The sequence below is a fragment of the Variovorax sp. V213 genome (genome assembly GCF_041154455.1).
Classification (GTDB): domain Bacteria; phylum Pseudomonadota; class Gammaproteobacteria; order Burkholderiales; family Burkholderiaceae_C; genus Variovorax.
Window position 1 is genome coordinate 1,778,637 of the sequence record NZ_AP028664.1, and the last position, 22,628, is coordinate 1,801,264.

Consider the following 22,628-nt stretch of genomic DNA (forward strand, 5'->3'; position numbering starts at 1 on the left):
AGAAACCATGACGCAACAACTCCACCTTCCCTTCAAGTTTCTCGAGCAAGCCTCCAACCCGAGCGTGCGCGAGCCGTGGCTGCTGGTGCTCATGCATGGCGTGGGCAGCAACGAACAAGACCTGTTCGGCCTCGCGCGGCTCATGCCGCCGCAATTTCACGTGCTGAGCCTGCGCGCCCCCTATGTGCTTTCGCCCGATGCGTATGCGTGGTTCGAGTTCCAGGTGCTGGCCGATGGCGAGCGGCGCATCAACGAGGAGCAGGAGCGCGAAAGCCGCTTCCTGGTCGGCGAGATGATCAGCTCCGCGGCGCAGCAGCTGGGCGTGCCGCCGCAGCGCGTGGTGGTCGGCGGCTTCAGTCAGGGCGGCATCATGGCGCTGTCGCTGCTGCTGACCCAGCCCGGCAAGGTGCGTGCCGCGATGGTGTGGCACAGCCGGCTGCTGTCGCAGGTGGTGCCGCACATTGCACCGCCCGAGGCTTTCGAGGGCAAGGCGCTGTGGGTGAGCCACGGAAGCGCGGACAACGTGATTCCGCCCAGTGCTGCACAGGCCTCGCGCGAGCTGGCCCGCGGCCTTCCGCTGGCGCTGTCGGGTGCCGATTTTCCGGGGGGGCACGAGATTCGCCCGGCCGAGTTGCAGGGCTCGCTGGCGTGGCTGCAATCGCTTACAGCAGGCGCACCGTAGCGGCTGAACTCTCGCGCGGTCGGCGCGTCACAGGGCGTTACGAGGACGCGGCCGTGATGCGGGCTCTGTTGGTGCACCATAGCAGCTCGTCTCCCACTGCAATCCCCGCAAAAGGAAACCGCCCACATGTCCGACAGAGACACCCCCGAAATCCGCGATGTGCCCGAACTGCGCGACGCCCCCTCGTACAGGCCGCGCGGCGAATCGTCGACGGGAACCCTCATCGTCATCGTGCTGCTGGCGCTTGCAGCCGCATTCCTCGGCTGGCGCTGGTACCAGCAGCAGCAACCAAGGCCGGTGGAGCCGTCACCGGTCGCCACCACCGCGCCAAACGACGGCCCTGCGCCTGCGCCGGCGCCAGCGCCATTGCCCGAATCGCTGGAGCCGCAGAATCCCATCGATGCAATCGCGCTGCCCGCCTCGGGGCTGCCCGCCGTCGCGGATTCCGATACCCGCGTGATGAAGGCGCTCGTCGACCTGATGGGCAGCAAGAACGTGGCCGACTTCCTGCAGTTCGAGGGCATCGTGCGCCGCACCGTGGCCACGGTCGACAACCTGGCACGCGAGCAGGCGCCCGCGAGCACGTGGCCGGTGCAGCCCACCAGGCAGCGCTTCACCACCGAAGGGAAGGGCGCGGCGCAGACCATCGCGGCCGGCAATGCCGCGCGCTACACGCCCATCGTGCAGCTTGCCGAGTCGATCAATCCGGCCAAGGCGGCCAAGACCTATGCCCAGCTCTATCCGCTCTTCCAGAAAGCCTACGAGGACCTCGGCTATCCGGGGCGCTACTTCAATGACCGGCTCATCGCCGTGATCGACCATCTGCTGCAGGCGCCCGAACCCAGCGGCCCGGTGCAGGTTCGCCTCGTCGAGGTGAAAGGCAAGGTGTCGTCGCAGCGTCCATGGGTGCGCTACGAGTACGCCGATCCGCAACTCGAGTCGCTCTCGTCCGGCCAGAAGATCATGGTGCGCATGGGGCTGGAGAACGAGCGCAGGCTGAAGGCCAGCCTGAGGGGCTTCCGCGAGCAGATCGCCACGGGCGAGATGTTGAAGAAGAAGCAGCGCTGACCTGACCCGGTGCGCCCCGTGTAGGCGCGGGCCGATTGCGTGCGGCGCCGATGGCGCAGATGATCTGCCTCGGCGACTTCCAAGACTTCAAGGACACCCGTATGAACCTGATGAGCGTCGACCTCTACCAGAGTGCCACCGATCCAATGAAATTCCTGGCGCTTTCCGCGGGCGTCGATCCCGCCGAGCTCATGGGTCCGATGACCTTCGACCGGGACTACGCCCAGATCGTCAAATACCGCGAGGCATTCGAATTCGACCCGTCCGAAAGCTACGCCGGGGTCAACGCCGCGAAGATCGCGGCGGACATCCTGACCGTGAAGTGGGCGATGTATCGCCGCGAAGCCTGACCGAAGAACGGTGCCGCGGCAGGGCCGCGCCGAGCTGTCCGCCTTGAGCCTTCAGGCCTCTTCGGTTTCCTTGTAGTCGCCCACCGGCATGCAGCTGCAGAACAGGTTGCGGTCGCCGTAGACGTTGTCCACGCGGCCGATGGGCGGCCAGTACTTGGCTTGCTTGAGTTCAGCCAGCGGGAAGGCGCCCAGCTCGCGCGAATAGGGATGCGACCATTCCGTTCCAAGCAGGCTCGCCGCGGTGTGCGGCGCATGCTTCAGCGGGTTGTCGTCCTTCGGCCAGACGCCTTCTTCCACGCGGCGGATCTCGCCGCGGATCGCGATCATCGCGTCGATGAAGCGGTCGAGCTCGGCCAGCGGCTCGCTCTCGGTCGGCTCCACCATCAGCGTGCCGGGCACGGGAAAGCTCAGCGTCGGTGCGTGAAAGCCGTAGTCGATCAGTCGCTTGGCCACGTCTTCGGCGGTGACGCCGCTGGTGTCCTTGAGCGGGCGCAGGTCGAGGATGCACTCGTGGGCGACGTGGCCGTTGGGGCTCGCGTACAGCGTGGGATAGTGGTCCTTGAGGCGCGCGCTGATGTAGTTGGCGCTCAGGATCGCGATTTCGGTCGCGGCCTGCAGGCCCTTGGCGCCCATCATGCGGCAATACATCCAGCTGATCGGCAGCACGGCTGCATTGCCGAGCGGTGCCGCCGAGACCGCACCCACGCCGTTCGACGCCACGCCGGCCGTCGCATGGCCCGGCAGGTAGGGCACGAGGTCTTCGACCACGCACACCGGGCCCACGCCCGGGCCGCCGCCGCCGTGCGGAATGCAGAAGGTCTTGTGCAGGTTCAGGTGGCTCACGTCGCCGCCGAATTCGCCCGGCGCGGCCACGCCGACCAGCGCGTTCATGTTGGCGCCGTCCACGTACACGCGGCCGCCGTGCTCATGCACGAGCTCGCAGAGTTCCTTCACGCGGGTTTCGAACACGCCGTGCGTGCTCGGGTAGGTGATCATCACTGCGGCCAGCCTGTCGCTGTGCTTCTCGCAGGCGAACTTCAGGTCGTCCATGTCGACGTTGCCCTGCGCGTCGCAGGCCGTCACCACCACCTGCAGGCCCACCATCTGCGCGCTTGCGGGGTTGGTGCCGTGCGCCGATGAGGGAATGAGGCAGATGTTGCGATGCCCCTGGCCATTGGCTTCATGGAAGGAGCGGATGGCCAGCAGGCCCGCGTATTCGCCCTGCGAACCCGCGTTGGGCTGCAGGCTGATGCCCGCGTAGCCGGTGGCTTCGCACAGCCAGGCGCGCAGCTGCGCATCGAGCTGGGCGTAGCCTACCAGCTGCTCGGCCGGTGCAAAGGGGTGGATGTTGGCGAACTCCGGCCAGGTGATCGGGATCATCTCGCTGGTCGCGTTGAGCTTCATCGTGCAGCTGCCGAGCGGAATCATGCTGCGGTCGAGGGCCAGGTCCTTGTCCGACAGGCTGCGGATGTAGCGCAGCATGGCGGTCTCGCTCTTGTGGGTGTTGAATACCGGGTGCGTGAGAAAGGCGCTGGTGCGGCGCAGGTCTTCGGGCAGGCGCGGCGCAGTGTTGGCCAGGTCGTCGAAGCGCGGCATCGGTGTGCCGGCCGGCACGAACAGCGCCCAGAGTGTCTCGATGTCGGCGCGCGTGGTGGTTTCGTCGAGCGAAATGCCCAGGTGCTGCTGCAGCCGCTGGCGCAGGTTGACGCCCGCCGCCTGCGCGCGCTCGATGATCTTCGGCGTGTCTTCGCCGGTGCGGATGGTCAGCGAATCGAAGGCCGTGGCGTTGACCGGCTCGCGGCCCATTTGCGCGAGGCCTTGCGCGAGGATGGCCGTGAGCGCGGCCACGCGCTGCGCGATGCGCGTCAGGCCGTCGGGGCCGTGGTACACGGCGTACATGCTGGCCACGACGGCCGGCAGCACCTGCGCGGTACAGATGTTGGAGGTGGCCTTCTCGCGGCGGATGTGCTGCTCGCGCGTCTGCAGCGCAAGGCGGTAGGCGGGCTGGCCGTGGGTGTCCACGCTCACGCCCACCAGCCGGCCCGGCAGCGAGCGCTTGAACTCGTCGCGGCAGGCCAGGTAGGCGGCGTGCGGGCCGCCGTTGCACAGCGGCATGCCGAAGCGCTGCGTGGTGCCGCAGACGATGTCGGCGTCCCATTCGCCGGGCGGCGCGAGCAGCGTCAGCGCCAGCAGGTCGGCCGCCACGCAGAAGGCGGCGTCACACTGGTGCGCATGGCCCGCGAGCGGGCGCAGGTCGTGCACGTGGCCGGTGGTGGCGGGGTACTGCGCGAGCACGCCGAAGAACTCACCGCTCACCATCAGGTGAGGCAGCGTCTCGGATACGGTGCTGACCTTGACCTCGATGCCCAGCGGCGCGGCGCGCGTCTTGATGACCTCGATGGTCTGCGGATGGCAGTCGCCCGACACCAGGAACACGTTGCTCTTGCTTTTCACGCTGCGCTTGGCGAGCGTCATGGCCTCGGCCGCGGCCGTGGCTTCGTCGAGCATCGAGGCGTTGGCGATGGCCATGCCCGTGAGGTCGCACACCATGGTCTGGAAATTGAGCAGGGCTTCCATGCGGCCTTGCGAAATCTCGGCCTGGTAGGGCGTGTAGGCCGTGTACCAGGCGGGGTTCTCGAGCACGTTGCGCAAGATGACGCCCGGCGTGTGCGTGCCGTAGTAGCCCTGGCCGATGAAGCTCTTGAACACCTTGTTCTTTGCCGCGATGGCCTTCAGCTCGGCCAGCGCATCGGCTTCCGTGATGGCCGCCGGCAGCCGCATCGGCTTCGCACGGCGGATGGCCGCGGGCACGATGCCGTCGATGAGCTCCGCCCGCGTTTGCGAACCGATCACCGGCAGCATGCGCGTCTCGTCCGCTGCATCGATGCCGATGTGGCGGGCGAGGAATTCTTCGGCGTTCTCCAGTTGTTGCAAAGAGGGAAGGGCGGGAATCGGCATGGCGGTGAAGGATCGGAGATGAGGAAGGGCGGCTTGGGAACTCGGCGGATCAGGATTCGGCGGCGAACTTGTCGTAGCTGGCGGCGTCCAGCAGCGCGTCGAGCTGCGCGGGTTCGCTGAGCTTGACCTTGAAGAACCAGCCGGCAGCCAGCGGGTCGGTGTTGGCGAGCGACGGGTCGGCGCGCAGGGCTTCGTTCACTTCGGTGATCTCGCCCGACACGGGCATGAACACATCGGCCGCGGCCTTGACCGATTCGACGACACCGGCCACTTCACCCTGGGCAAAGGTCTTGCCGACTTCGGGCAGGTCGACGAACACCACGTCGCCCAGCGCGTCCTGCGCATGCACGGTGATGCCGACAGTGGCCGCGCTGCCTTCGGCCGAGACCCATTCGTGGTCCTTGGTGTACTTGATGCTCATGAAAAAACTCCTCGTGGAAAAAATGATAGGGGGGTGCCGAGCCTAGCCGCGGTAGTAGCGGGCGGGCACGAAAGGCAGGGTCGAGACTTCCATCGGAACCGGCTTGCCGCGCACGATGGCCTGCACGCGCGTGCCGGGTTCGGAAAATGCGGTGGCCACATAGCCCATGGCGATCGGGCGGTCGGCCGTCGGGCCGAGCAGGCCGCTCGTGACAAAGCCGATGTCGTGGCCTTCGAACGATTGCAGCACCGTGCCGTCGCGCACCGGAATGCGCTCCAGTGCCACGAGGCCCACGCGCCGGCGCTTCAGCGTGTCGTGGTCGGTATGGCCAGCGGCGCCGGCCGTGGCGGCGGCAAGCTGGGCCAGGACCTTGGCCGCGCCCGGAAAGCCGCCTTCGCGCGCGCCGCCCATGCGGCGCACCTTCTGGATGGCCCAGTTCAGCGAGGCCTCGACCGGTGTGGTGGTGGTGTCGATGTCGTTGCCGTAGAGGCAGAGCCCGGCTTCCAGTCGCAGCGAATTGCGCGCGCCCAGGCCGATGGGCTTGACCTCGGGCTGGGCCAGCAGCAGGCGGGCGAGCGCGTCGGCATCCTTTCCGGCCACCGAGATCTCGAAACCGTCTTCGCCGGTGTAGCCGCTGCGGGTGGCAAAGGCGGGAATGCCGCCGACCTGCACCGCGCCGCCGGTCATGAAGACGAAGCGCTCGATGCCGGGCGACAGCCGCGCCAGCACCGTGGCCGCCTGGGGGCCCTGCAACGCGAGCAGCGCGTGGTCGGGCATGGGCTGCACATCGCAGCGCGCGCCGATCTTCTGTTGGATGTGGGCCAGGTCGGCCACCTTGCAGGCGCCGTTGACGATCACGAAGATCGAGCCGTGCCCTTCGTTGAAGAACATCAGGTCGTCGAGGATGCCGCCCTGGTCGTTCAGCAGCAGGCCGTAGCGCTGCTTGCCGGGCGCGAGGTCGATCACGTCGACCGGCATCAGGGTTTCGAAGGCGGCCGCGGCGTCCGGGCCCACCAGGCGCAGCTGGCCCATGTGCGAGATGTCGAACAACCCGGCGGCATCGCGCGTGTGCTTGTGCTCGGCCATGAGGCCGGCGGGGTACTGCACCGGCATCGAATAGCCGGCAAACGGCACCATGCGGGCGCCCAGTTCCACGTGCAGGTCGTGGAGCGGCGTCTTGAGAAGTTGGGCGTCGGATGAAGCGGAAGCGGCCACAGGGCACTCCAAAGGGGCAGTCGAATTCCATGGCGCAAGCCATGGGCCACCCCTGCTGTCCGCTTTACCTGAGAGATTCGCCCCACGATCGGGGTTTGCTCCTTCGGTGGGCCGCTGCATCGCCTTGATGCCTGCAACAGCCTCTCTCCAGCAAGGAAACGCCGGCATGCGCCAGCGCTGTGTCAGTCCTTTTGCCTGAGCGTTCGGGAAACCCCTGCGCCTTCGGCGGCCTCGCATGGCGAAGCTCTCTCCTGACCATGCCGAGTGTAGTGGATCGCGGCGCCCCGGTCCGGCGGCCGGTGGGCGGACGGGCTCAGTGCACGGTCTCGGAGGAGAGCGGCAGTAACCTCTCGATACGCTCGCGCAGCGATTCGGCGCGTTCCGCCCCGGCGGTTTTCTCGACCTCCGAGAGCATCAGCGCCGCAATCGTCAGCATGGCGTCGCGGTCGCGAGCTTCGCGCAGCGCGTCGCGCATCTGCGTCGCAAACCTGGGGTCGCGCCGCACGAACATGCGTTCGCAGATGTCGAACAGGAACATGCGCGTGGTGGCCAGGGAGCGCTTGCCGTCGAAATGGTCGGCGGCGGTCGCGGCCTGGGCTGGTTCGGCCGCTCGGTCCATGGCCGCCGCAGGGGCGGTTGGCGCGGAGGCGGGGGTGGCCTGGGGATAGTGCAGGTAGCCGCGGCTCATCAAGGCCTGCAATGCCTGCTCGGCTTCGCTGCGGTTTGCGAACAGCGGGCTGAAATCGGTCAGCGAACGCCGGCCGTCGGCCATCAGCAGCAATGCGCGTTCGCGCTGGCTGAGCGTGCGTTGGCCGCTTTGGAGTTCGTCGCGTGCCTTGTCGGTCTTGATGGGAAACATGGCGCAACAGCTTTCGGGGATCGAAGGCTGCAGCATCGTTGCAAGAGGTGACATCTTCGTGAAACCATTGCATTACAGGCCGGAAACAAAAAAAGGGCAGCCCGGCGAAGGCTGCCCGTTTTCTTGATGGCCGTTTCGACTATTTGGCGTAGACCAGGTCGCGCAGCGCCAGCGATATCCACGGCACGTAGGTGATCACCATCAGGCAGGCCAGGATCACGAGCACGAAGGGCACCAGGTACTTCACGATCCGGTCGAGCGAGATGCGCGCCACCGTGCAGGCGGCGAACAGGTTCACGCCGAAGGGCGGGGTGATCATGCCGAGCGCGAGGTTCACCACCATGATGAGCCCGAAGTGCACCGGGTCGATCCCGAAGTGCACGGCCACCGGCGCGAGGATGGGCGCGAGCACGATGATGGCCGCGCTGGTCTCGATGAACATGCCGATGATGAACAGCGCCGCGTTCACGCCCAAAAGGAACATCGCGGGCGATTTCAGCACTTCTTGCAGCCAGTGGCCGATGGCGTCGGGCACGCCCGCGCGCGTGATCAGGAACGCGAAGAGGCCCGCGTTGGCGATGATGAACATGATCACCGCCGACGACAGCACCGACTTGCGCAGGATGACGTAAAGGTCCTTCGGCTTGATCTCGCGGTAGATCACCACGCCCACCACCAGTGCATAGAACACCGCCACCGCCGAGGCTTCGGTCGGCGTGAAGATGCCGCCGTAGATGCCGCCCAGGATGATGACCGGCATCAGCAGCGCCCAGCCGGCCTGCCACGTGGCCTTGCCGAAAGGCATGCGGCCGTCGCCGTCGTTCTTGCCCCAGCCCTTCCATTTGCAGTAGACCCAGACGAACAGCATCAGCGCCAGGCTGATGAGAATGCCGGGGCCGAAGCCCGCAATGAACAGCTCGCCGATCGAGACCTCGGCGCTCACGCCGTACAGAATCATCGGGATCGAGGGCGGGATGATCACGCCCAGCTCGGCGCTCGTGGCCTGCAGCGCCGCCGCGTAGGCGGTGGGATAGCCGTGCTTGATGAGCGCCGGAATCAGGATGGCGCCAATGGCAAAGGTGGTGGCCACCGATGAGCCCGACACCGCCGCGAAGATCATGCAGGTGAGCACGCAGGTCATCGGCAGTCCGCCTTGCACGCCCCCCACGATGCTCTTGGCGAATTCGACCAGCCGGCGCGAGATGCCGCCGGTTTCCATCAAATTGCCGGCCAGGATGAAAAACGGAATCGCCGCCAGCGGAAACTTGTTGATGGAGTTGAACATCTCCTTCACGGAGATCAGCATGTTGACGTTGGCCACCTGGATACCCAGGATCGACGCGAGCCCGATGGACACCGCCACCGAAACCGACAGTGCAAAGCACAGCACCATCGTTGCAACCATCACGGGCGTCATGATGCAGCCCTCACGTCAGGCAGTTCGTGTTTGGTGCTCATTGCGCGGTCTCCAGTTCGAGCCGCTTGGGATCGAGAAAATTGCCAACGATGCCGAACAGGCAGAAAACGGAACCGACCGGCAGTGCCAGGTACGACCACATCATCGACAGGCTTTCGAGCCCGGCCATCGACTGCACGCGGCCGCGCATGGCGTAGTCCCAGCCCCACCAGAGAATGACCAGCATCAGGGCCAATGCCGCAATGCTGACCACGGCGTCGAGCACGCGCTTGATGCGTGGCGGACTCCAGCGGTAGAGCACGTCCACGCTCACCATCGCGCCCTGGCGAAAAGCCATCGGAATGCCGAGGAACACCATCCAGATCAGGCTCATGCGGATCAGGATCTCGCTCCATTCAGCGGGTTGCTCGAGAACGAAACGCGTGACGATCTGGAACACCCCCAACCCGGAGGCGATGACCAGCATCACGCAGGCGGCGATCATCGAGAAGCCGGTGGTCCAGCGCTCGATGCCGAGAAATTTTTCTTTCATCTGCACCTGTCTTCAAAACAAAAAAGCCCGCCAGACCGATCTGGGCGGGCGGGGGCGTGCCGTCGGGGCGACGGCAGCCGGGTTTACTTGTAGTCGCGGATCTTGTCGAGGTTGGCCTTGCCGAAGTCCTTTTCGAACTGCGCATTCACCGGCGCCAGGGCGGCAACGAACTTGGTCTTGTCGACGTTGTCGATCACGGTCATGCCCTTGGCGCGCAGGTCGGCCACGCCCTTGGCATCGTCTTCGTCCACGCGGGCGCGGTTGGCCTTGGTGCCTTCTTTCGCGGCCTCGAGGAAGGCCTGCTTGTCGGCTGCGCTGAGCTTGTCGAACGACGCCTTGTTCATCAGGAAGATGCAGGGCGAGTAGACGTGGCCGGTGAGCGACAGGTGCTTTTGCACCTGGTCGAACTTGGCCGCGATGATGACCGACAGCGGGTTCTCCTGGCCGTCGACCGTGCCCTGCTGCAAGGCGGTGAACACCTCGGGGAAGGCCATTGGCGTGGTGACGATGCCGAAGGTCTTGTAGGCCGCGATGTGCACCGGGTTTTCCATGGTGCGCATCTTCAGGCCCTTGAGGTCTTCCGGCGCCTTCACGTCGCGCTTGCTGTTGGTCATGTGGCGGAAGCCGTTCTCGGCCCAGGCCAGCGCCTTGAAGCCCTTGGCGTCGAACTTGGTCAACAGGTCCTGGCCGATCGGGCCGTCGAGCACGGCGCGCGCATGGGCCTTGTCGCGGAACAGGAACGGCACGTCGAGGATCTTCGTCTCCGGCACGAAATTGGGCACCGGGCCGGTCGAGGAGAGCGCCAGTTCCTGGGTGCCGAGCTGCACGGCCTCGATCGACTCGCGCTCGCCGCCCAGCGAGCCGCTGTAGAAGGTCTGGACCTTGTAGCGGCCCCCGGTGCGCTTCTCGACTTCCTTGGCAAAGACGTCGATCGCGACGCCCTGGTGAGAGTTCTGTGCGGTCGAAATGCTGATCTTCATGGTGGTCTGCGCGAAAGCGGCGCAGGCCATGCCCGTGCCCAGAACCAGGCCGGCGGCCAGTCGGGTCAATTTCATTCTTCTGTCTCCTGAGATGGAACGGGGGTGTCGCGAGGCGTCGGCTTCGCGCGCAGCCGATGACTATGCCGCAATAACCAATTTGACTGCGTCGGGATTTTCACGGACGTAATCGCGAATAACCGTCTCGAAATCGGCATCTGCCGAAAGCCCCAGGCGTTTGGCGCGCGCGGTTTCGATGCGTCCGGGCCAGGTTTTCACGATGCGCTGGATGACCGGATCGGGCGTGCGGTCGAGCAGATCGGTGGAAGCCTTGCCGGCCACGCGTTCCAGCGCGGCGGCCATTTCGCCCACCGTGGTGGAAAGCGATGGCAGATTGAGCGCGGTGCGCGGGCCCCATTCGGCGTCGCTGGCCTCAGCGGCGCGGATGATGCCTTCGACGGTGCGAGCCGGCGATGCAATGGCCACGGGCGTTTCGTCGGGCACCGGGCAGGCGGCGCGAATGCCCGCGAGCGGCTCGCGGATCATGCCGCTGAAAAAGCCCGATGCCGCGCCGTTCGGCCGGCCGGGGCGCACGCTCACCGTCATCAGGCGCACGCTGCGGCCGCGGATGAAGCCCTTGCGCGTGTAGTCGGCCACCAACTGTTCGCCGATGAATTTCTGGATGCCGTAGCTGGTCTGCGGCGTCGGCAGCGTGTGGTCTTCGATCACCGGCGGCAACGGCTGCTCGGGCGAATCGCCGAACACCGCGAGCGAGCTGGCAAACACCACCATCGGCCGGGTCCCCACGGCGCGCGCCTTCTCGAGCAGCGCATGCGTGGCGGCAAAGTTGCTGCGCATGCCCAGGTCGAAGTCGGCCTCGCATTCGCCGCTGACCGCGGCGGCCAGATGGAAGATGGCGTCGGCTTCCAGCCAGAGTGCCGCATCGGGCGAGGCCAGTTGTTCGTTCAGGTCGCCGAGTGCCGCGGCAATGCGCGCGTCGGCCGCAAGATCGGCCGGCGGTGCGACGCGGTCGACCAGTGTGATGCGGGAAATGGCCCGGGCCGGTGCACCCGCGAGCGAAAGCTGCCCCTGCTTCAGCAGCGTGCGGGCGAGGCGTGCGCCCACAAAGCCGGCACCGCCCGTGATGACGATCTGCATGTGTCTTGTCTCCTTCTGCAACGAGCATAGCGCAGCACAATGCCCGGCGCAGGCGACACTCGCGGCTCGCGCATTCAAGGAGCCGGACGAACGGAAAACGATGAACCTGCGATTCGTTGAAGCCTTTCACTGGGCCGTGGCGCTCAAGAGCGTCACCCGTGCGGCCGAGAAGCTGCACATCACGCAGTCGGCGCTCTCCAGCCGCATTGCCGCGCTCGAACGCGAACTGGGCGTGCTGCTGCTCGACCGGCGCGACAAGCAGTTCCGCCTCACGGTGGCGGGGCAGCGCTTTCATGCCTTTGCGCAGAAGCTGCTCGAGATGCAGATGCACATCAAGGCCGAGATGGGTTCGGGTGCGGTGCGCGAGGCCGTGCTGCGCGTGGGTGCCATCGAATCGGTGGTGCACAGCTGGCTCACCGGCTGGCTCAAGCACATGCAGGCGACGTATCCGGACTTCGAACTGGAGCTCACCGTCGAAACCACGCCGGTGCTGGTCGACCAATTGCAGCGCGGCAAGCAGGACCTGGTATTTGCCGCGCTGCCGGCCGCCGGCGACGGCGTGCGCACGCGTGCCGTGCCGCCGATGCCCATGTGCTTCGTCGGCCACCGCGAACTGCACCTGAAGCGGCGCTACCGCCTGCCGGACCTGCTCTCGCTCGACCTGCTGACCTTCCAGCGCGGCTCGCAGCCGCACGTGGCGCTGCTCGAGCTGTTTCGCGACGCGGGCAGTCCGCCGCCACGCGTGCATGCGATCTCATCGATTTCGGCGATGGCGCAGCTGGTGGAGGCGGGCTTCGGGGTGGCCACGCTGCCGCGCGCGGTGGTCGAGCCGCTGGCGCGGCGCCTGCCGCTGCGCGTGCTGCCCTGCGACGACACGCTGGAGCCGCTGCCCATCTACGCGAGCTACCGTGACGATCCGTCGTCCCCGCTGCCGGAGGCCGCGCTCGGCTCTGCCGTGGTGCATGCATCGCACCGCTTGGGGTCATCGAAAAAATCGATGAGTTGAGAAAGAAACTTTGCGTTGGCGTTTGTGAGCGCGGATTCCCACAATCCGGCGCATCACACCACAGCGATGCATCGGGCATCGGGAACGCCAAATGTCGAACCGTCCATCCTTCGTAGAACAGCCCGGCGCCGGCAGCAGCGCACTGGCCGTGCGCCAGGCCTGCCGCAGCGGTGCGCTGAGCGCCCACACCAGCGGGCTCGCGAGCGCCCATGTGCAGGGCAATCTCGTGATCCTGCCGCGGGTGCACGCCGCCGATTTCCTGCGCTTTTGCCAGGCCAACCCCAAGCCGTGCCCGCTGCTCGGCGTGTCGGAAGCGGGTGATCCGGCGCTGCCGGCGCTCGGCGAAGACATCGACATCCGCACCGACCTGCCGCGCTACCGCGTGTGGCAGGGTGGCGAACTGGTGGACGAGCCCACCGATGTGCGCGCCCTGTGGAGCGACGACCTGGTGAGCTTCGTCATCGGCTGCTCCTTCACCTTCGAGCATGCCCTGATGGCCGAGGGCATCGCGCTGCGCCATGTGGCACAGGGCCGCAACGTGGCGATGTACCGCACCTCGGTGGCCACTGCGCCGGCCGGCCCTTTCCACGGTCCGATGGTGGTGTCGATGCGTCCCCTGCGCGCGGCCGATGCCATTCGCGCGGTGCAGATCACCTCGCGCTTTCCGGCCGTGCACGGGGCGCCGGTGCACATCGGCGATCCCGCGCTGATCGGCATCCGGTCGATCGCCGATCCCGACTACGGCGACGCGGTCGAGGTCATGCAGGGTGAGTTGCCCGTGTTCTGGGCCTGCGGCGTCACACCCCAGGCGGCGCTGGCCGCCGCCAAGCTGCCGTTCGCCATCACGCATGCGCCGGGTTCGATGCTGGTGACCGACCTGCTGCATCACAGCCTGGCCGCGTTCTAGCCCGCCGTTTTCTGCTCATTCATTCATACCTAGAGACAACCAGAGACAAACCATGAAAACCACCCTCGACGCCACGCAGGCGGGTGACGACGCACAGGCCGAAGGCAGCTGGCTGCGCACGCTCAATCCGAACGAGAAACGCACGCTCACCGCATCGTTCAGCGGCTATGCGGTCGATGCCTTCGACTACTACACGCTGCCGTTGGTCACGCCCATCCTGCTGTCTCTGTGGGGGATGAGCAAGACCGAGGTGGGGCTGATCGGCACCGCCACGCTGGTGGCTTCCGCCCTCGGCGGGTGGGGCGCCGGCATCCTGGCCGACAGGTACGGCCGCGTGCGCATCCTGCAGCTCACCATCCTGGTGTTCGCGATCTTCACCTTTGCCTGCGGCCTGGCGCAAACGCCCGAGCAGCTGCTGATCGCCCGCACGCTGCAGGGCCTGGGCTTCGGCGGCGAGTGGGCGGTGGGCTCGGTGCTCATCGCCGAGATGATCCGGCCCGCCTACCGGGGCAAGGCGGTGGGCCTGGTGCAGAGCAGCTGGGCCGTCGGATGGGGGGCGGCGGTGCTGGTGTCGATGGCACTGTTCTCGTTCTTGCCGCCGGAGTATTCATGGCGCGTGATGTTCATGCTGGGTTTGCTGCCGGCGCTGCTGATCGTTTTCATCCGCCGCTCGATCCGCGATCCCGAGATCTATGTGCAAAGCCGCGCTGCCGTGGCACGCGGTGAACGCAGCGGCAACTTCCTTGCAATCTTCAAGCCCGGCATGCTGGGCACCACGGTGCTCGCGAGCCTGCTGTTCACCGGCATGCAGGGCGGCTACTACGCCATCGGCGTCTGGCTGCCGACGTTCCTGAAGAACGAACGCCATCTCACGGTGCTGGGTTCGGGCGGCTACCAGTTCATGTTCATCGCCGGGGCTTTCATCGGCTATCTGTGCGGCGCCTACCTGTCGGACCGCCTCGGCCGCCGCCGTGCGTTCATGCTCTTCGCCGTGGGCGCCGGAACGCTGGTCTACGCCTACACGCTGCTGCCCATCACCGACAGCTTGATGCTGCTGCTCGGCTTTCCGCTCGGCTTCTTCATGTCGGGCATCTTCAGCGGCGCGGGGGCCTTCCTGGCCGAGCTTTTCCCCAATGAGCTGCGCGGCTCGGGGCAGGGCTTTTGCTACAACTTCGGGCGCGGTATCGGCGCCACCTTCCCGGCGCTGGTGGGGGTGCTGAGCGACCGCATGCATCTTCCGCTGGGAACCGCCATCGGCGTGTGCGCGGCGGTGGCCTATGCCATGGTGGTCGTGGTGGCCTTCTGTCTCCCAGAGACGCGCGGACGCGACCTGCGTCAGAACTGATTCGAATTCCTTTCCCCTCGCAAATCTTTTCGACAACCAGCCCTCCAGCTTCTGAACAGGTGCCCCCGATGAAAAACTTCATGTTCTGCCTCTCCGCCGTTGTCTTCGCCGGCGCCGCCTCGGCCCAGACCAAATGGGATCTACCCACCGGCTACGGGGCCAACAGTTTCCAGACCCAGAACGTGCAGCAGTTCGCCAACGAGGTGGACCAGCTCACGGGCGGCAAGCTCAAGATCACGCTGCATCCGGGAGGGTCGCTCTACAAGGCCAACGAGATCAAGCGCGCGGTGCAGAGCGGCCAGGTTCAGGCGGCCGAGTTCATCCTTTCGAGCGCGGCGAACGAGAACCCGCTGTTCGGTGCCGATTCCATTCCCTTCCTGGCGACCAGCTACCCCGCGGCCAGGCGGCTGTACGAGGCCGCCAAACCGGCACAAGACAAGCTGCTGGCCTCGCAGGGCATGAAGCTGCTGTTCTCCGTGCCGTGGCCGGGCCAGTCGCTGTATTCCATCAAGCCTGTCAACACGCCGGCCGATCTGGTGGGCACCAAGATGCGCGCCTACAACCCGGCCACGGGTCGCATTGCGCAGTTGCTCAAGGCGCAGCCGGTAACCATCCAGTTGGCCGAACTGGGCCAGGCCCTGGCGACCGGCGGCGTGCAGAACTTTCTCACCTCCAGCGCCAGCGGCGTGGAGAGCAAGCTGTACGAGCAGGTGAAGTATTTCTACCCGGTCAGCGCCTGGCTACCGCGCAACGCGACGGTGGTGAACCAGAAGGCGTTCGACGCGCTCGACAAGCCCGTGCAGGAGGCGGTGCTGAAAGCCGCCGCTGCCGCCGAAGCCCGCGGCTGGGCCACCAGCGAGAAGGTGGACGGCGAGTACATCAAGGAACTCGCTGCCAAGGGCATGACGATTGCCGCACCGTCGGACAGCGTCAAGGCCGCGCTGACCGCCATCGGCGAAACCATGACCGCCGAATGGCTCAAGACCGCCGGCGCCGAAGGCCAGGCCGTGATCGACGCTTACCGCAAGCCGTAACTTCGCTTCCCCCGCGGCGGGACGGCCAAGGCTGTTTCCGGCTTCCCGCCGCCTTCTCCCTTTTCTCGTTGTGATCCCGAACCAGGAGCGTACGGTGGACAAGCTCGTTCTCAATTTTTACAAACTGCTGATGGCACTGGCCTGCGTGGCCATGCTGGCCGCCTTCGCCGCCGTGCTGCTCGGCGTGGTGGCCCGCGAAGCGCATTGGGACATCCCGGGCCTGGACGCCTATGCGGGCTATGCCATCGCCGCCGCCTTGTTCCTTGCGCTGCCAGCCACGCTCAAGCATGGCGACCACATCCGCGTGACGCTGTTGCTGGACCGCATGCCCGCCAAGCTGCGCAGCGCCCTCGAGTGGTGGTGCCTGGCCTCGGCCTTCCTGCTGGCTGTGTACATCGCCTGGTATGCGGGCCGGCTGGTCTGGGTCTCCTACGCGACCCATGACATTTCGCCGTCAGCCGATGCCTCGCCACTGTGGATTCCCCAGATCAGCATGGCGCTGGGTTGCATCGGTTTTGCCCTGTCGTTCGGCCATGCGCTGCTGGAACGCTGGCGCGGCGGGAGCTTCATCAAGGCCACCGACGAAACGGCCCACGTCGAATAAGAACATCGGAAACACAAAATGGACCTCGTTATTGCATTCGCCCTGATCGTGCTGCTGTTCGCGGTGCTGGGCTCGGGCCTGTGGATCGGCCTGTCGCTGCTGGCCGTGGCGGTGATCGCCATGGAGGTGTTCACCCAGCGGCCGGTCGGCGACAGCATGATGCTCACCATCTGGGGCTCCACCTCCAGCTGGACGCTCACCGCCTTGCCGCTGTTCCTGTGGATGGGCGAGATCCTGTTCCGCAGCAAGCTCTCGGACGACATGTTCAAGGGCCTGGCACCCTGGCTGGACCGCCTGCCGGGCCGGCTGCTGCACACCAACGTGGTCGGCTGCACCATCTTCGCGGCGATCTCTGGCTCCAGCGCGGCCACCTGCGCCACCATCGGCAAGATCACGCTGCCCGAACTCAAGAAGCGCGGCTACCCCGATGACATTTCGGTCGGCACGCTGGCCGGTGCGGGCACGCTGGGCCTGCTGATTCCACCGTCCATCATCATGATCGTCTATGGCGTGGCGGCCAACGTGTCGATCGCCAAGCTGTTCCTGGCCGGTGTCATTCCCGGCCTGCTGCTGGCCGCGCTGTTCATGGGCTACATCATCGTGTGGGCGCTGTTCAACAAGGACAAGGTTCCCGCCGCTGACGCGGCAATGAGCTTCCGCGAGAAGCTGTATGCCTCGCGCCACCTGATTCCCGTGGTGTCGCTGATCGCGCTGGTGCTTGGCGGCATCTACAGCGGGATTGCCACCGCCACGGAAGCCGCCGCGCTCGGGGTGGGCGGCGCGTTGATCCTGGCAAAAATCGAAGGGTCTCTCGACTGGGCACGCTTCAAGGACGGACTGATTGCCGCCTGCCGCGTCTACTGCATGATCGGCCTGATCCTCGCGGGCGCGGCCTTCCTCACGCTGGCCATGGGCTTCATCGGCCTGCCGCGGCATCTGGCGGAATTCATCGGCGCGCTGCACCTGGCGCCGTTCAACCTGATGTTGCTGCTGATCGTTTTCTTCATCATCCTGGGCTGCTTCCTCGACGGCATCTCCATGGTGGTGCTGACGATCGCGGTGCTGCTGCCCACGGTGGAGGCTGCCGGCTTCGACCTGATCTGGTTCGGCATCTTCATCGTGCTGGTGGTGGAAATGGCGCAGATCACGCCACCCGTGGGCTTCAACCTGTTCGTGTTGCAGGGCATGACCAAGCGCGAGGTGACCTGGATTGCACGCACCGCCATGCCGCTGTTCTTCCTGATGATCGCAGCCGTGATCGCAACCTACTTTTTCCCGGATGTGGTTCTGTGGTTGCCGCGCCGGATGCAGGGCTGAGGCCGGAAACGAGCGCCTGCACCGACGCAAAGGAAAGAACCTCATGAAACTGCTATTGATTGCTGCCTTTTTCGCAGCGACGGTGACGCACGCCCAGACGCGCTGGCAACTGGCCACCGGCTACCGCGCCGAGTCTTTCCACACGCAGAACATCGTGTGGTTCACAGGAGAGGTGGAGCGGACCACGGCGGGTGCGCTGCGCATCGAGGTGCGGCCGAACAACACGCTGTTCAAGCTGGGCGACATCGGCCAGGCGGTGCAGACAGCCCAGGTGCAGGCGGGCGAGACCATCATGAGCAACCTGGTCGAGGCGATTCCGATCGCGGGGGCCGACGCCATTCCCTTCGTGGTGGGCAGCTATGCCGATGCGAAGCGCCTGTGGGACCTGCAGCGCCCGCTGATCGACAAGCACTTTGCAGCGCGGGGACTGAAGGCGCTGTATGCCGTGCCCTGGCCGCCGCAGGGGTTGTACACAGTCGCGCCGATCCGATCGGCGGCCGACTTCAAGGGTATGCGCATGCGCACCTACAACCAGGCCACCGTGCGCATCGCCGAGATGCTGGGCGCAACGCCCGTGGATGTGCCGATGGTGGATGTCAAGAAGGCATTGGCGAGCGGCCAGCTGGACAGCATGATCACCTCGGCCGTGACCGGTGTGGAGAACCAGGTCTGGAGCCAGTTCCGGCATTACCACGAGATCAACGCCTGGTTTCCGAAGAACATCGTGTTCGTCAACCTGCAGGCGTTCGATGCACTGCAGCCCGCCGTCAGGCAGGCGGTGCTGAACGCCGCCGGCGAAGCCGAGCTGCGTGGCTGGGCCATGAGCCAGGACGAGGCCGCCGGCTCCACCCGCAAGCTCAAGGCCGAGGGCATGCAGGTCGATCGCATCGCGGCCGGCTTTGAAGCCGAGCTCAAGCGACTGGGCGAGCGGTTCTCCCGCGAATGGGTGCGTTCGGTCGGGAATGAAGCCAACCACATCTTCGTGCCGTATTACTTCCAACGCTAGTTGCCATCCCCATGTCTTGTCCGGCCGGTCCGGACAAGGCGGTATTCATTCCTAACCAACAGCTGAAACAACCATGCAAGACAACATCTCCCCTCCGCGCTGGCAGTTCTGGATCGACCGCGGAGGCACGTTCACCGACCTGGTCGGCCGCGACCCCGAGGGCGGGCTGCACACGCTCAAGCTGCTGTCCGAGAATCCCGAGCAATACAAGGACGCCGCCGTCGAAGGCATCCGCCGCCTGCTGAAGCTCGAGCCAGGCGAGCCCGTCACTCCCGAGCGCGTCGAGTGCGTGAAGATGGGCACCACGGTGGCCACCAACGCGCTGCTGGAGCGCAAGGGCGAACCCACGGTGCTGGTCACCACGGCGGGCTTTCGCGATGCGCTGCGCATCGCCACGCAGGCGCGGCCGCGCTTGTTCGATCGGCGCATCGTGCTGCCCGAACTGCTCTACGAGCGCGTGATCGAGGCCGGCGAGCGGATGGACGCGCAGGGCAGCGTCGTGCAGCCGCTGGACGAGGGCGCCTTGCGCGCCGCGCTGCAAGAGGCTTTCGATGCCGGCCTGCGCGCCTGCGCCATCGTTTTCATGCACGGCTGGCGCTACACCGCGCACGAGCTCGCGGCCGAGCGTATCGCACGCGCCATCGGGTTCACGCAGGTGTCGGTGTCGCACAAGACCAGCCCGCTCATGAAGCTGGTGCCGCGCGGCGACACCACGGTGGTCGACGCCTACCTGAGCCCGATCCTGCGGCGCTACGTGGAGCAGGTGTCGCGGCAGATGCCGGGCGTGCCGCTGTTCTTCATGCAGAGTTCGGGCGGGCTCACGCAGGCCGACCGCTTCCAGGGCAAGGATGCGATTCTTTCCGGGCCGGCGGGCGGCATCGTCGGCATGGTGCGCACCGCGCTCGACGCGGGCCACCCGCGCGTGATCGGCTTCGACATGGGTGGCACCTCCACCGACGTGTCGCACTATGCCGGCGAGTTCGAGCGCTCCTTTGAAACCCAGGTAGCCGGCGTGCGCATGCGCGCGCCGATGATGAGCATCCACACGGTGGCGGCGGGCGGCGGCTCGGTCATCGCGTTCGACGGCGCGCGGCTGCGCGTGGGGCCCGAATCGGCTGGCGCCAACCCGGGGCCGGCCAGCTACCGGCGCGGCGGTCCGCTCACCACCACCGATGCGAACGTGCTGCTCGGCAAGATCCAGCCTTCGCACTTTCCGCATGTGTTCGGGCCGAACGCCGATGAGCCGCTCGACCTGGCGGCTGCACGCAGCGGCTTCGATGCCATGGCGCGCCGCATGTCGGAAGCGACGGGCCGCTCCGTGAGCGCGGAAGAAGTGGCGAGCGGTGCGCTGCGCATCGCAGTCGCCAGCATGGCCAACGCCATCAAGCGCATTTCGGTGGCGCGCGGCTACGACGTCACGCAGTACACGCTGCAGTGCTTCGGCGGCGCGGGCGGCCAGCACGCTTGCCTGGTGGCCGATGCGCTGGGCATGGGCAGCATCTACCTGCATCCGCTGGCGGGCGTGCTCTCGGCCTTCGGCATGGGGCTGGCCGACCAGCTGGCGATGCGCGAACTGGCGCTGGAGCGCAGGCTCGATACTGAAGGGCTGGCCGCGGCGCGCGATGCTGCGGGCGCCCTCGCCGCGCAGGCAAAGGGCGAGTTGCGCGAGCAGGGCGTGGCGGGTGCGGCCATCGCCGTGGTGCACCGCGTGCAGCTTCGCTACGAAGGCACCGACACTGCGCTGGCCTGCGCGCTGCCCATGGCGGGCACGGTCAACGAGGCCATCGCCGCGATGCGCGACGAATTCGAAACCGGCTACCGACGCCGTTTCGCCTTCCTGATGGCCGAGCGCGCACTCGTGATCGAGGCGGTGACGGTCGAAGCCGTGGGGGCCGGCGAGCGTGGCGCGCCACCGGCCGCGCAGGCCGGCATTGCCCCCGGTTCACCCGAGCCGCTGGCGGCCGCGCGGATGTATTGCGAGGCCGACGAAAAAGCCGCCGGCTGGCGCGACGCCGCGCTGTTCGACGAGGCGGCCCTCACGCCCGGTGCAACCATCGACGGCCCCGCCATCCTCGCAGGCCGCAATGCCACCACGGTGATCGAGCCCGGATGGCAGGCACGCGCCACCGCGGCCGGCATCGAGATGCATCGGGTGCGCCCGCGCGTGGCCACGCAGGCGATGGGCACCAGCGCCGACCCGGTGATGCTCGAGGTGTTCAACAACCTCTTCATGAACATCGCCGAGCAGATGGGCCTGCGGCTGCAGAACACGGCCTACTCGGTCAACATCAAGGAGCGGCTCGACTTTTCTTGCGCGCTGTTCGACGTAGAGGGCAACCTGATCGCCAACGCGCCGCACATGCCGGTGCACCTGGGCTCGATGAGCGAATCGATCAAGACCGTGATCGACGGCAACCCCGGCATGGAGCCCGGCGACGTCTTCGTGCTGAACGACCCCTACCACGGCGGCACGCACCTGCCCGACATCACGGTGGTGACGCCGGTATACCTGCAAGCGGGCGATGCGCGGCCTTCGTTCTATGTGGCTTCGCGTGGCCACCACGCCGACGTGGGCGGCGTCACGCCGGGCTCGATGCCGCCGTTCTCGGCCACCATCGGCGATGAAGGCGTGCTGATCGACAACTTCAAGCTGGTGGAGGGAGGCCGCCTGCGCGAGGCCGAGCTGCGCGCGCTGCTCGGGAGCGGCGCGCATCCGTCGCGCAACATCGAGCAGAACCTGGCCGACCTGCGCGCGCAGATCGCCGCCAACGAGAAAGGCGTGCAGGAGCTCCAGGCCATGGTGGCGCAGTTCGGCCGCGAGACCGTGGCCGCCTACATGGGCCACGTGCAGGACAACGCCGAGGAGTCGGTGCGCCGCGTCATCACGGCGCTGAAGGATGGCGAATTCACGCTGCCGCTGGACAACGGTGCGCAGATTCGCGTTCGGGTCACGGTCGATGCGGTCGCGCGCTCGGCCACGGTGGATTTCACCGGCACCAGCGCGCAACTGGCCAACAACTTCAATGCGCCGCGCGCCATCACCATGGCGGCCGTGCTGTACGTGTTCCGCACGCTGGTGGACGACGACATTCCGCTCAACGCGGGCTGCCTGAAGCCCATCCGGGTGATCGTGCCGAACGGCTGCATGCTCAATCCGCTGCCACCGGCCGCGGTGGTGGCGGGCAACGTCGAGACTTCGAGCTGCGTGACCAATGCGCTCTATGGCGCGCTGGGCGTCATGGCCGCGAGCCAGTGCACCATGAACAACTTCACCTTCGGCGACGGCGAGCACCAGTACTACGAGACCATCTCGGGCGGCTCGGGCGCTGGCCCGGACTTCGACGGCACGAGCGTGGTGCAGACCCACATGACCAATTCGCGCCTGACCGATCCCGAGGTGCTCGAGTTCCGCTACCCCGTGCGGCTCGACAGCTACCGCCTGCGCACCGGCTCGGGCGGGGCAGGGCGCTGGCGCGGCGGCGACGGCGGCGTACGGCGCGTGCGCTTCCTGGCGCCGATGACGGCGTCCATCCTCAGCAACGGCCGGCGCCATGGCGCCTTCGGCGGAGCAGGCGGCGAGGCCGGCGCGGTGGGCATCAACCGCGTCGAGCGGGCCGACGGCACCGTCGAGAGGCTCGACCACATCGGACAGGTGCAGATGCACCCGGGCGACGTGTTCGTGATCGAGACGCCCGGCGGCGGCGGGTGGGGCGAAGTCGGGCGCTGAATTGTGCGTTCTGCCGGCGGGGGTGCGATCCCGCCGAAGAGGCCC

19 protein-coding genes and 2 riboswitches are annotated in these 22,628 nt (G+C 66.7%); of the genes, 11 read left to right on the forward strand and 8 right to left on the reverse strand.

All coding sequences use genetic code 11. The features are described 5' to 3' along the window. The first annotated feature begins 7 nt into the window (after window positions 1–7). The 3 genes from ACAM55_RS08535 (at window position 8) to ACAM55_RS08545 (ending at window position 2,100) form a co-directional block, all read left to right on the forward strand. Window positions 8–682 carry an alpha/beta hydrolase gene (locus ACAM55_RS08535; RefSeq protein ID WP_369655600.1) on the forward strand — a complete coding sequence of 225 codons (675 nt, stop codon included), beginning with the start codon at window positions 8–10 and terminating at the stop codon, window positions 680–682. 126 nt (window positions 683–808) lie between these two features. Then, the gene (locus ACAM55_RS08540; RefSeq protein WP_369655601.1) at window positions 809–1,750 is read left to right on the forward strand and encodes a DUF3014 domain-containing protein; all 942 of its coding nucleotides are present in this window, start codon (window positions 809–811) and stop codon (window positions 1,748–1,750) included. A gap of 50 nt (window positions 1,751–1,800) precedes the next feature. Then, the gene (locus ACAM55_RS08545) at window positions 1,801–2,100 is read left to right on the forward strand and encodes a hypothetical protein (RefSeq protein ID WP_369655602.1); all 300 of its coding nucleotides are present in this window, start codon (window positions 1,801–1,803) and stop codon (window positions 2,098–2,100) included. Between the two features lie 51 nt (window positions 2,101–2,151). Here the strand turns inward: ACAM55_RS08545 and gcvP are convergent, their stop codons facing one another. From gcvP to denD, 8 genes are all read right to left on the reverse strand, one after another. Then, window positions 2,152–5,058 (reverse strand): aminomethyl-transferring glycine dehydrogenase, encoded by a 2,907-nt coding sequence (gcvP, locus tag ACAM55_RS08550; RefSeq protein WP_369655603.1) that lies wholly within the window; start codon window positions 5,056–5,058, stop codon window positions 2,152–2,154. Between the two features lie 49 nt (window positions 5,059–5,107). After that, a complete protein-coding gene (gene gcvH / locus ACAM55_RS08555) occupies window positions 5,108–5,479 on the reverse strand; it encodes a glycine cleavage system protein GcvH (protein WP_012748398.1) in 372 nt (123 codons plus the stop codon). 42 nt (window positions 5,480–5,521) lie between these two features. After that, window positions 5,522–6,694, reverse strand: coding sequence for a glycine cleavage system aminomethyltransferase GcvT (gcvT, locus tag ACAM55_RS08560; protein ID WP_369655604.1), 1,173 nt, complete (start codon window positions 6,692–6,694; stop codon window positions 5,522–5,524). A gap of 45 nt (window positions 6,695–6,739) precedes the next feature. Beyond that, window positions 6,740–6,855: riboswitch (glycine riboswitch) on the reverse strand. A 12-nt stretch (window positions 6,856–6,867) separates the two neighbouring features. Then, window positions 6,868–6,957: riboswitch (glycine riboswitch) on the reverse strand. A 50-nt stretch (window positions 6,958–7,007) separates the two neighbouring features. Then, a complete protein-coding gene (locus ACAM55_RS08565; RefSeq protein ID WP_369655605.1) occupies window positions 7,008–7,553 on the reverse strand; it encodes a hypothetical protein in 546 nt (181 codons plus the stop codon). 139 nt (window positions 7,554–7,692) lie between these two features. Beyond that, a complete protein-coding gene (locus tag ACAM55_RS08570; protein WP_369655606.1) occupies window positions 7,693–8,970 on the reverse strand; it encodes a TRAP transporter large permease in 1,278 nt (425 codons plus the stop codon). Window positions 8,971–9,007: 37 nt separating this feature from the next. Continuing rightward, the gene (locus ACAM55_RS08575) at window positions 9,008–9,502 is read right to left on the reverse strand and encodes a TRAP transporter small permease (RefSeq protein ID WP_021007960.1); all 495 of its coding nucleotides are present in this window, start codon (window positions 9,500–9,502) and stop codon (window positions 9,008–9,010) included. An 83-nt stretch (window positions 9,503–9,585) separates the two neighbouring features. Next, the gene (locus tag ACAM55_RS08580) at window positions 9,586–10,557 is read right to left on the reverse strand and encodes a TRAP transporter substrate-binding protein (RefSeq protein WP_369655607.1); all 972 of its coding nucleotides are present in this window, start codon (window positions 10,555–10,557) and stop codon (window positions 9,586–9,588) included. Window positions 10,558–10,620: 63 nt separating this feature from the next. Next, window positions 10,621–11,637, reverse strand: coding sequence for a D-erythronate dehydrogenase (denD, locus tag ACAM55_RS08585; RefSeq protein ID WP_369655608.1), 1,017 nt, complete (start codon window positions 11,635–11,637; stop codon window positions 10,621–10,623). Between the two features lie 100 nt (window positions 11,638–11,737). Between denD and ACAM55_RS08590 the strand changes: the two genes are divergently transcribed. The 8 genes from ACAM55_RS08590 to ACAM55_RS08625 all read left to right on the forward strand — a co-directional run bounded on the left by ACAM55_RS08590 (window position 11,738) and on the right by ACAM55_RS08625 (window position 22,583). Then, window positions 11,738–12,643: a LysR family transcriptional regulator gene (locus ACAM55_RS08590; protein ID WP_369655609.1), complete on the forward strand. Its 906-nt coding sequence runs from the start codon at window positions 11,738–11,740 to the stop codon at window positions 12,641–12,643. A gap of 91 nt (window positions 12,644–12,734) precedes the next feature. After that, a complete protein-coding gene (locus ACAM55_RS08595; RefSeq protein WP_369655610.1) occupies window positions 12,735–13,550 on the forward strand; it encodes a putative hydro-lyase in 816 nt (271 codons plus the stop codon). A gap of 52 nt (window positions 13,551–13,602) precedes the next feature. Further along, window positions 13,603–14,895, forward strand: coding sequence for an MFS transporter (locus tag ACAM55_RS08600; protein WP_369655611.1), 1,293 nt, complete (start codon window positions 13,603–13,605; stop codon window positions 14,893–14,895). A 68-nt stretch (window positions 14,896–14,963) separates the two neighbouring features. Then, complete coding sequence (locus tag ACAM55_RS08605) at window positions 14,964–15,929, forward strand: TRAP transporter substrate-binding protein (protein ID WP_369655612.1); 966 nt, start codon at window positions 14,964–14,966, stop codon at window positions 15,927–15,929. 94 nt (window positions 15,930–16,023) lie between these two features. Beyond that, window positions 16,024–16,533, forward strand: coding sequence for a TRAP transporter small permease (locus ACAM55_RS08610; protein ID WP_369655613.1), 510 nt, complete (start codon window positions 16,024–16,026; stop codon window positions 16,531–16,533). Window positions 16,534–16,551: 18 nt separating this feature from the next. Beyond that, window positions 16,552–17,850, forward strand: a complete 1,299-nt coding sequence (locus ACAM55_RS08615; RefSeq protein WP_369655614.1) for a TRAP transporter large permease — start codon at window positions 16,552–16,554, stop codon at window positions 17,848–17,850. A gap of 43 nt (window positions 17,851–17,893) precedes the next feature. Beyond that, complete coding sequence (locus ACAM55_RS08620; protein ID WP_369655615.1) at window positions 17,894–18,856, forward strand: TRAP transporter substrate-binding protein; 963 nt, start codon at window positions 17,894–17,896, stop codon at window positions 18,854–18,856. A 73-nt stretch (window positions 18,857–18,929) separates the two neighbouring features. After that, entirely contained in the window at window positions 18,930–22,583 is a 3,654-nt protein-coding gene (locus ACAM55_RS08625) for a hydantoinase B/oxoprolinase family protein (protein WP_369655616.1), read from the forward strand. Window positions 22,584–22,628: the final 45 nt, after the last annotated feature.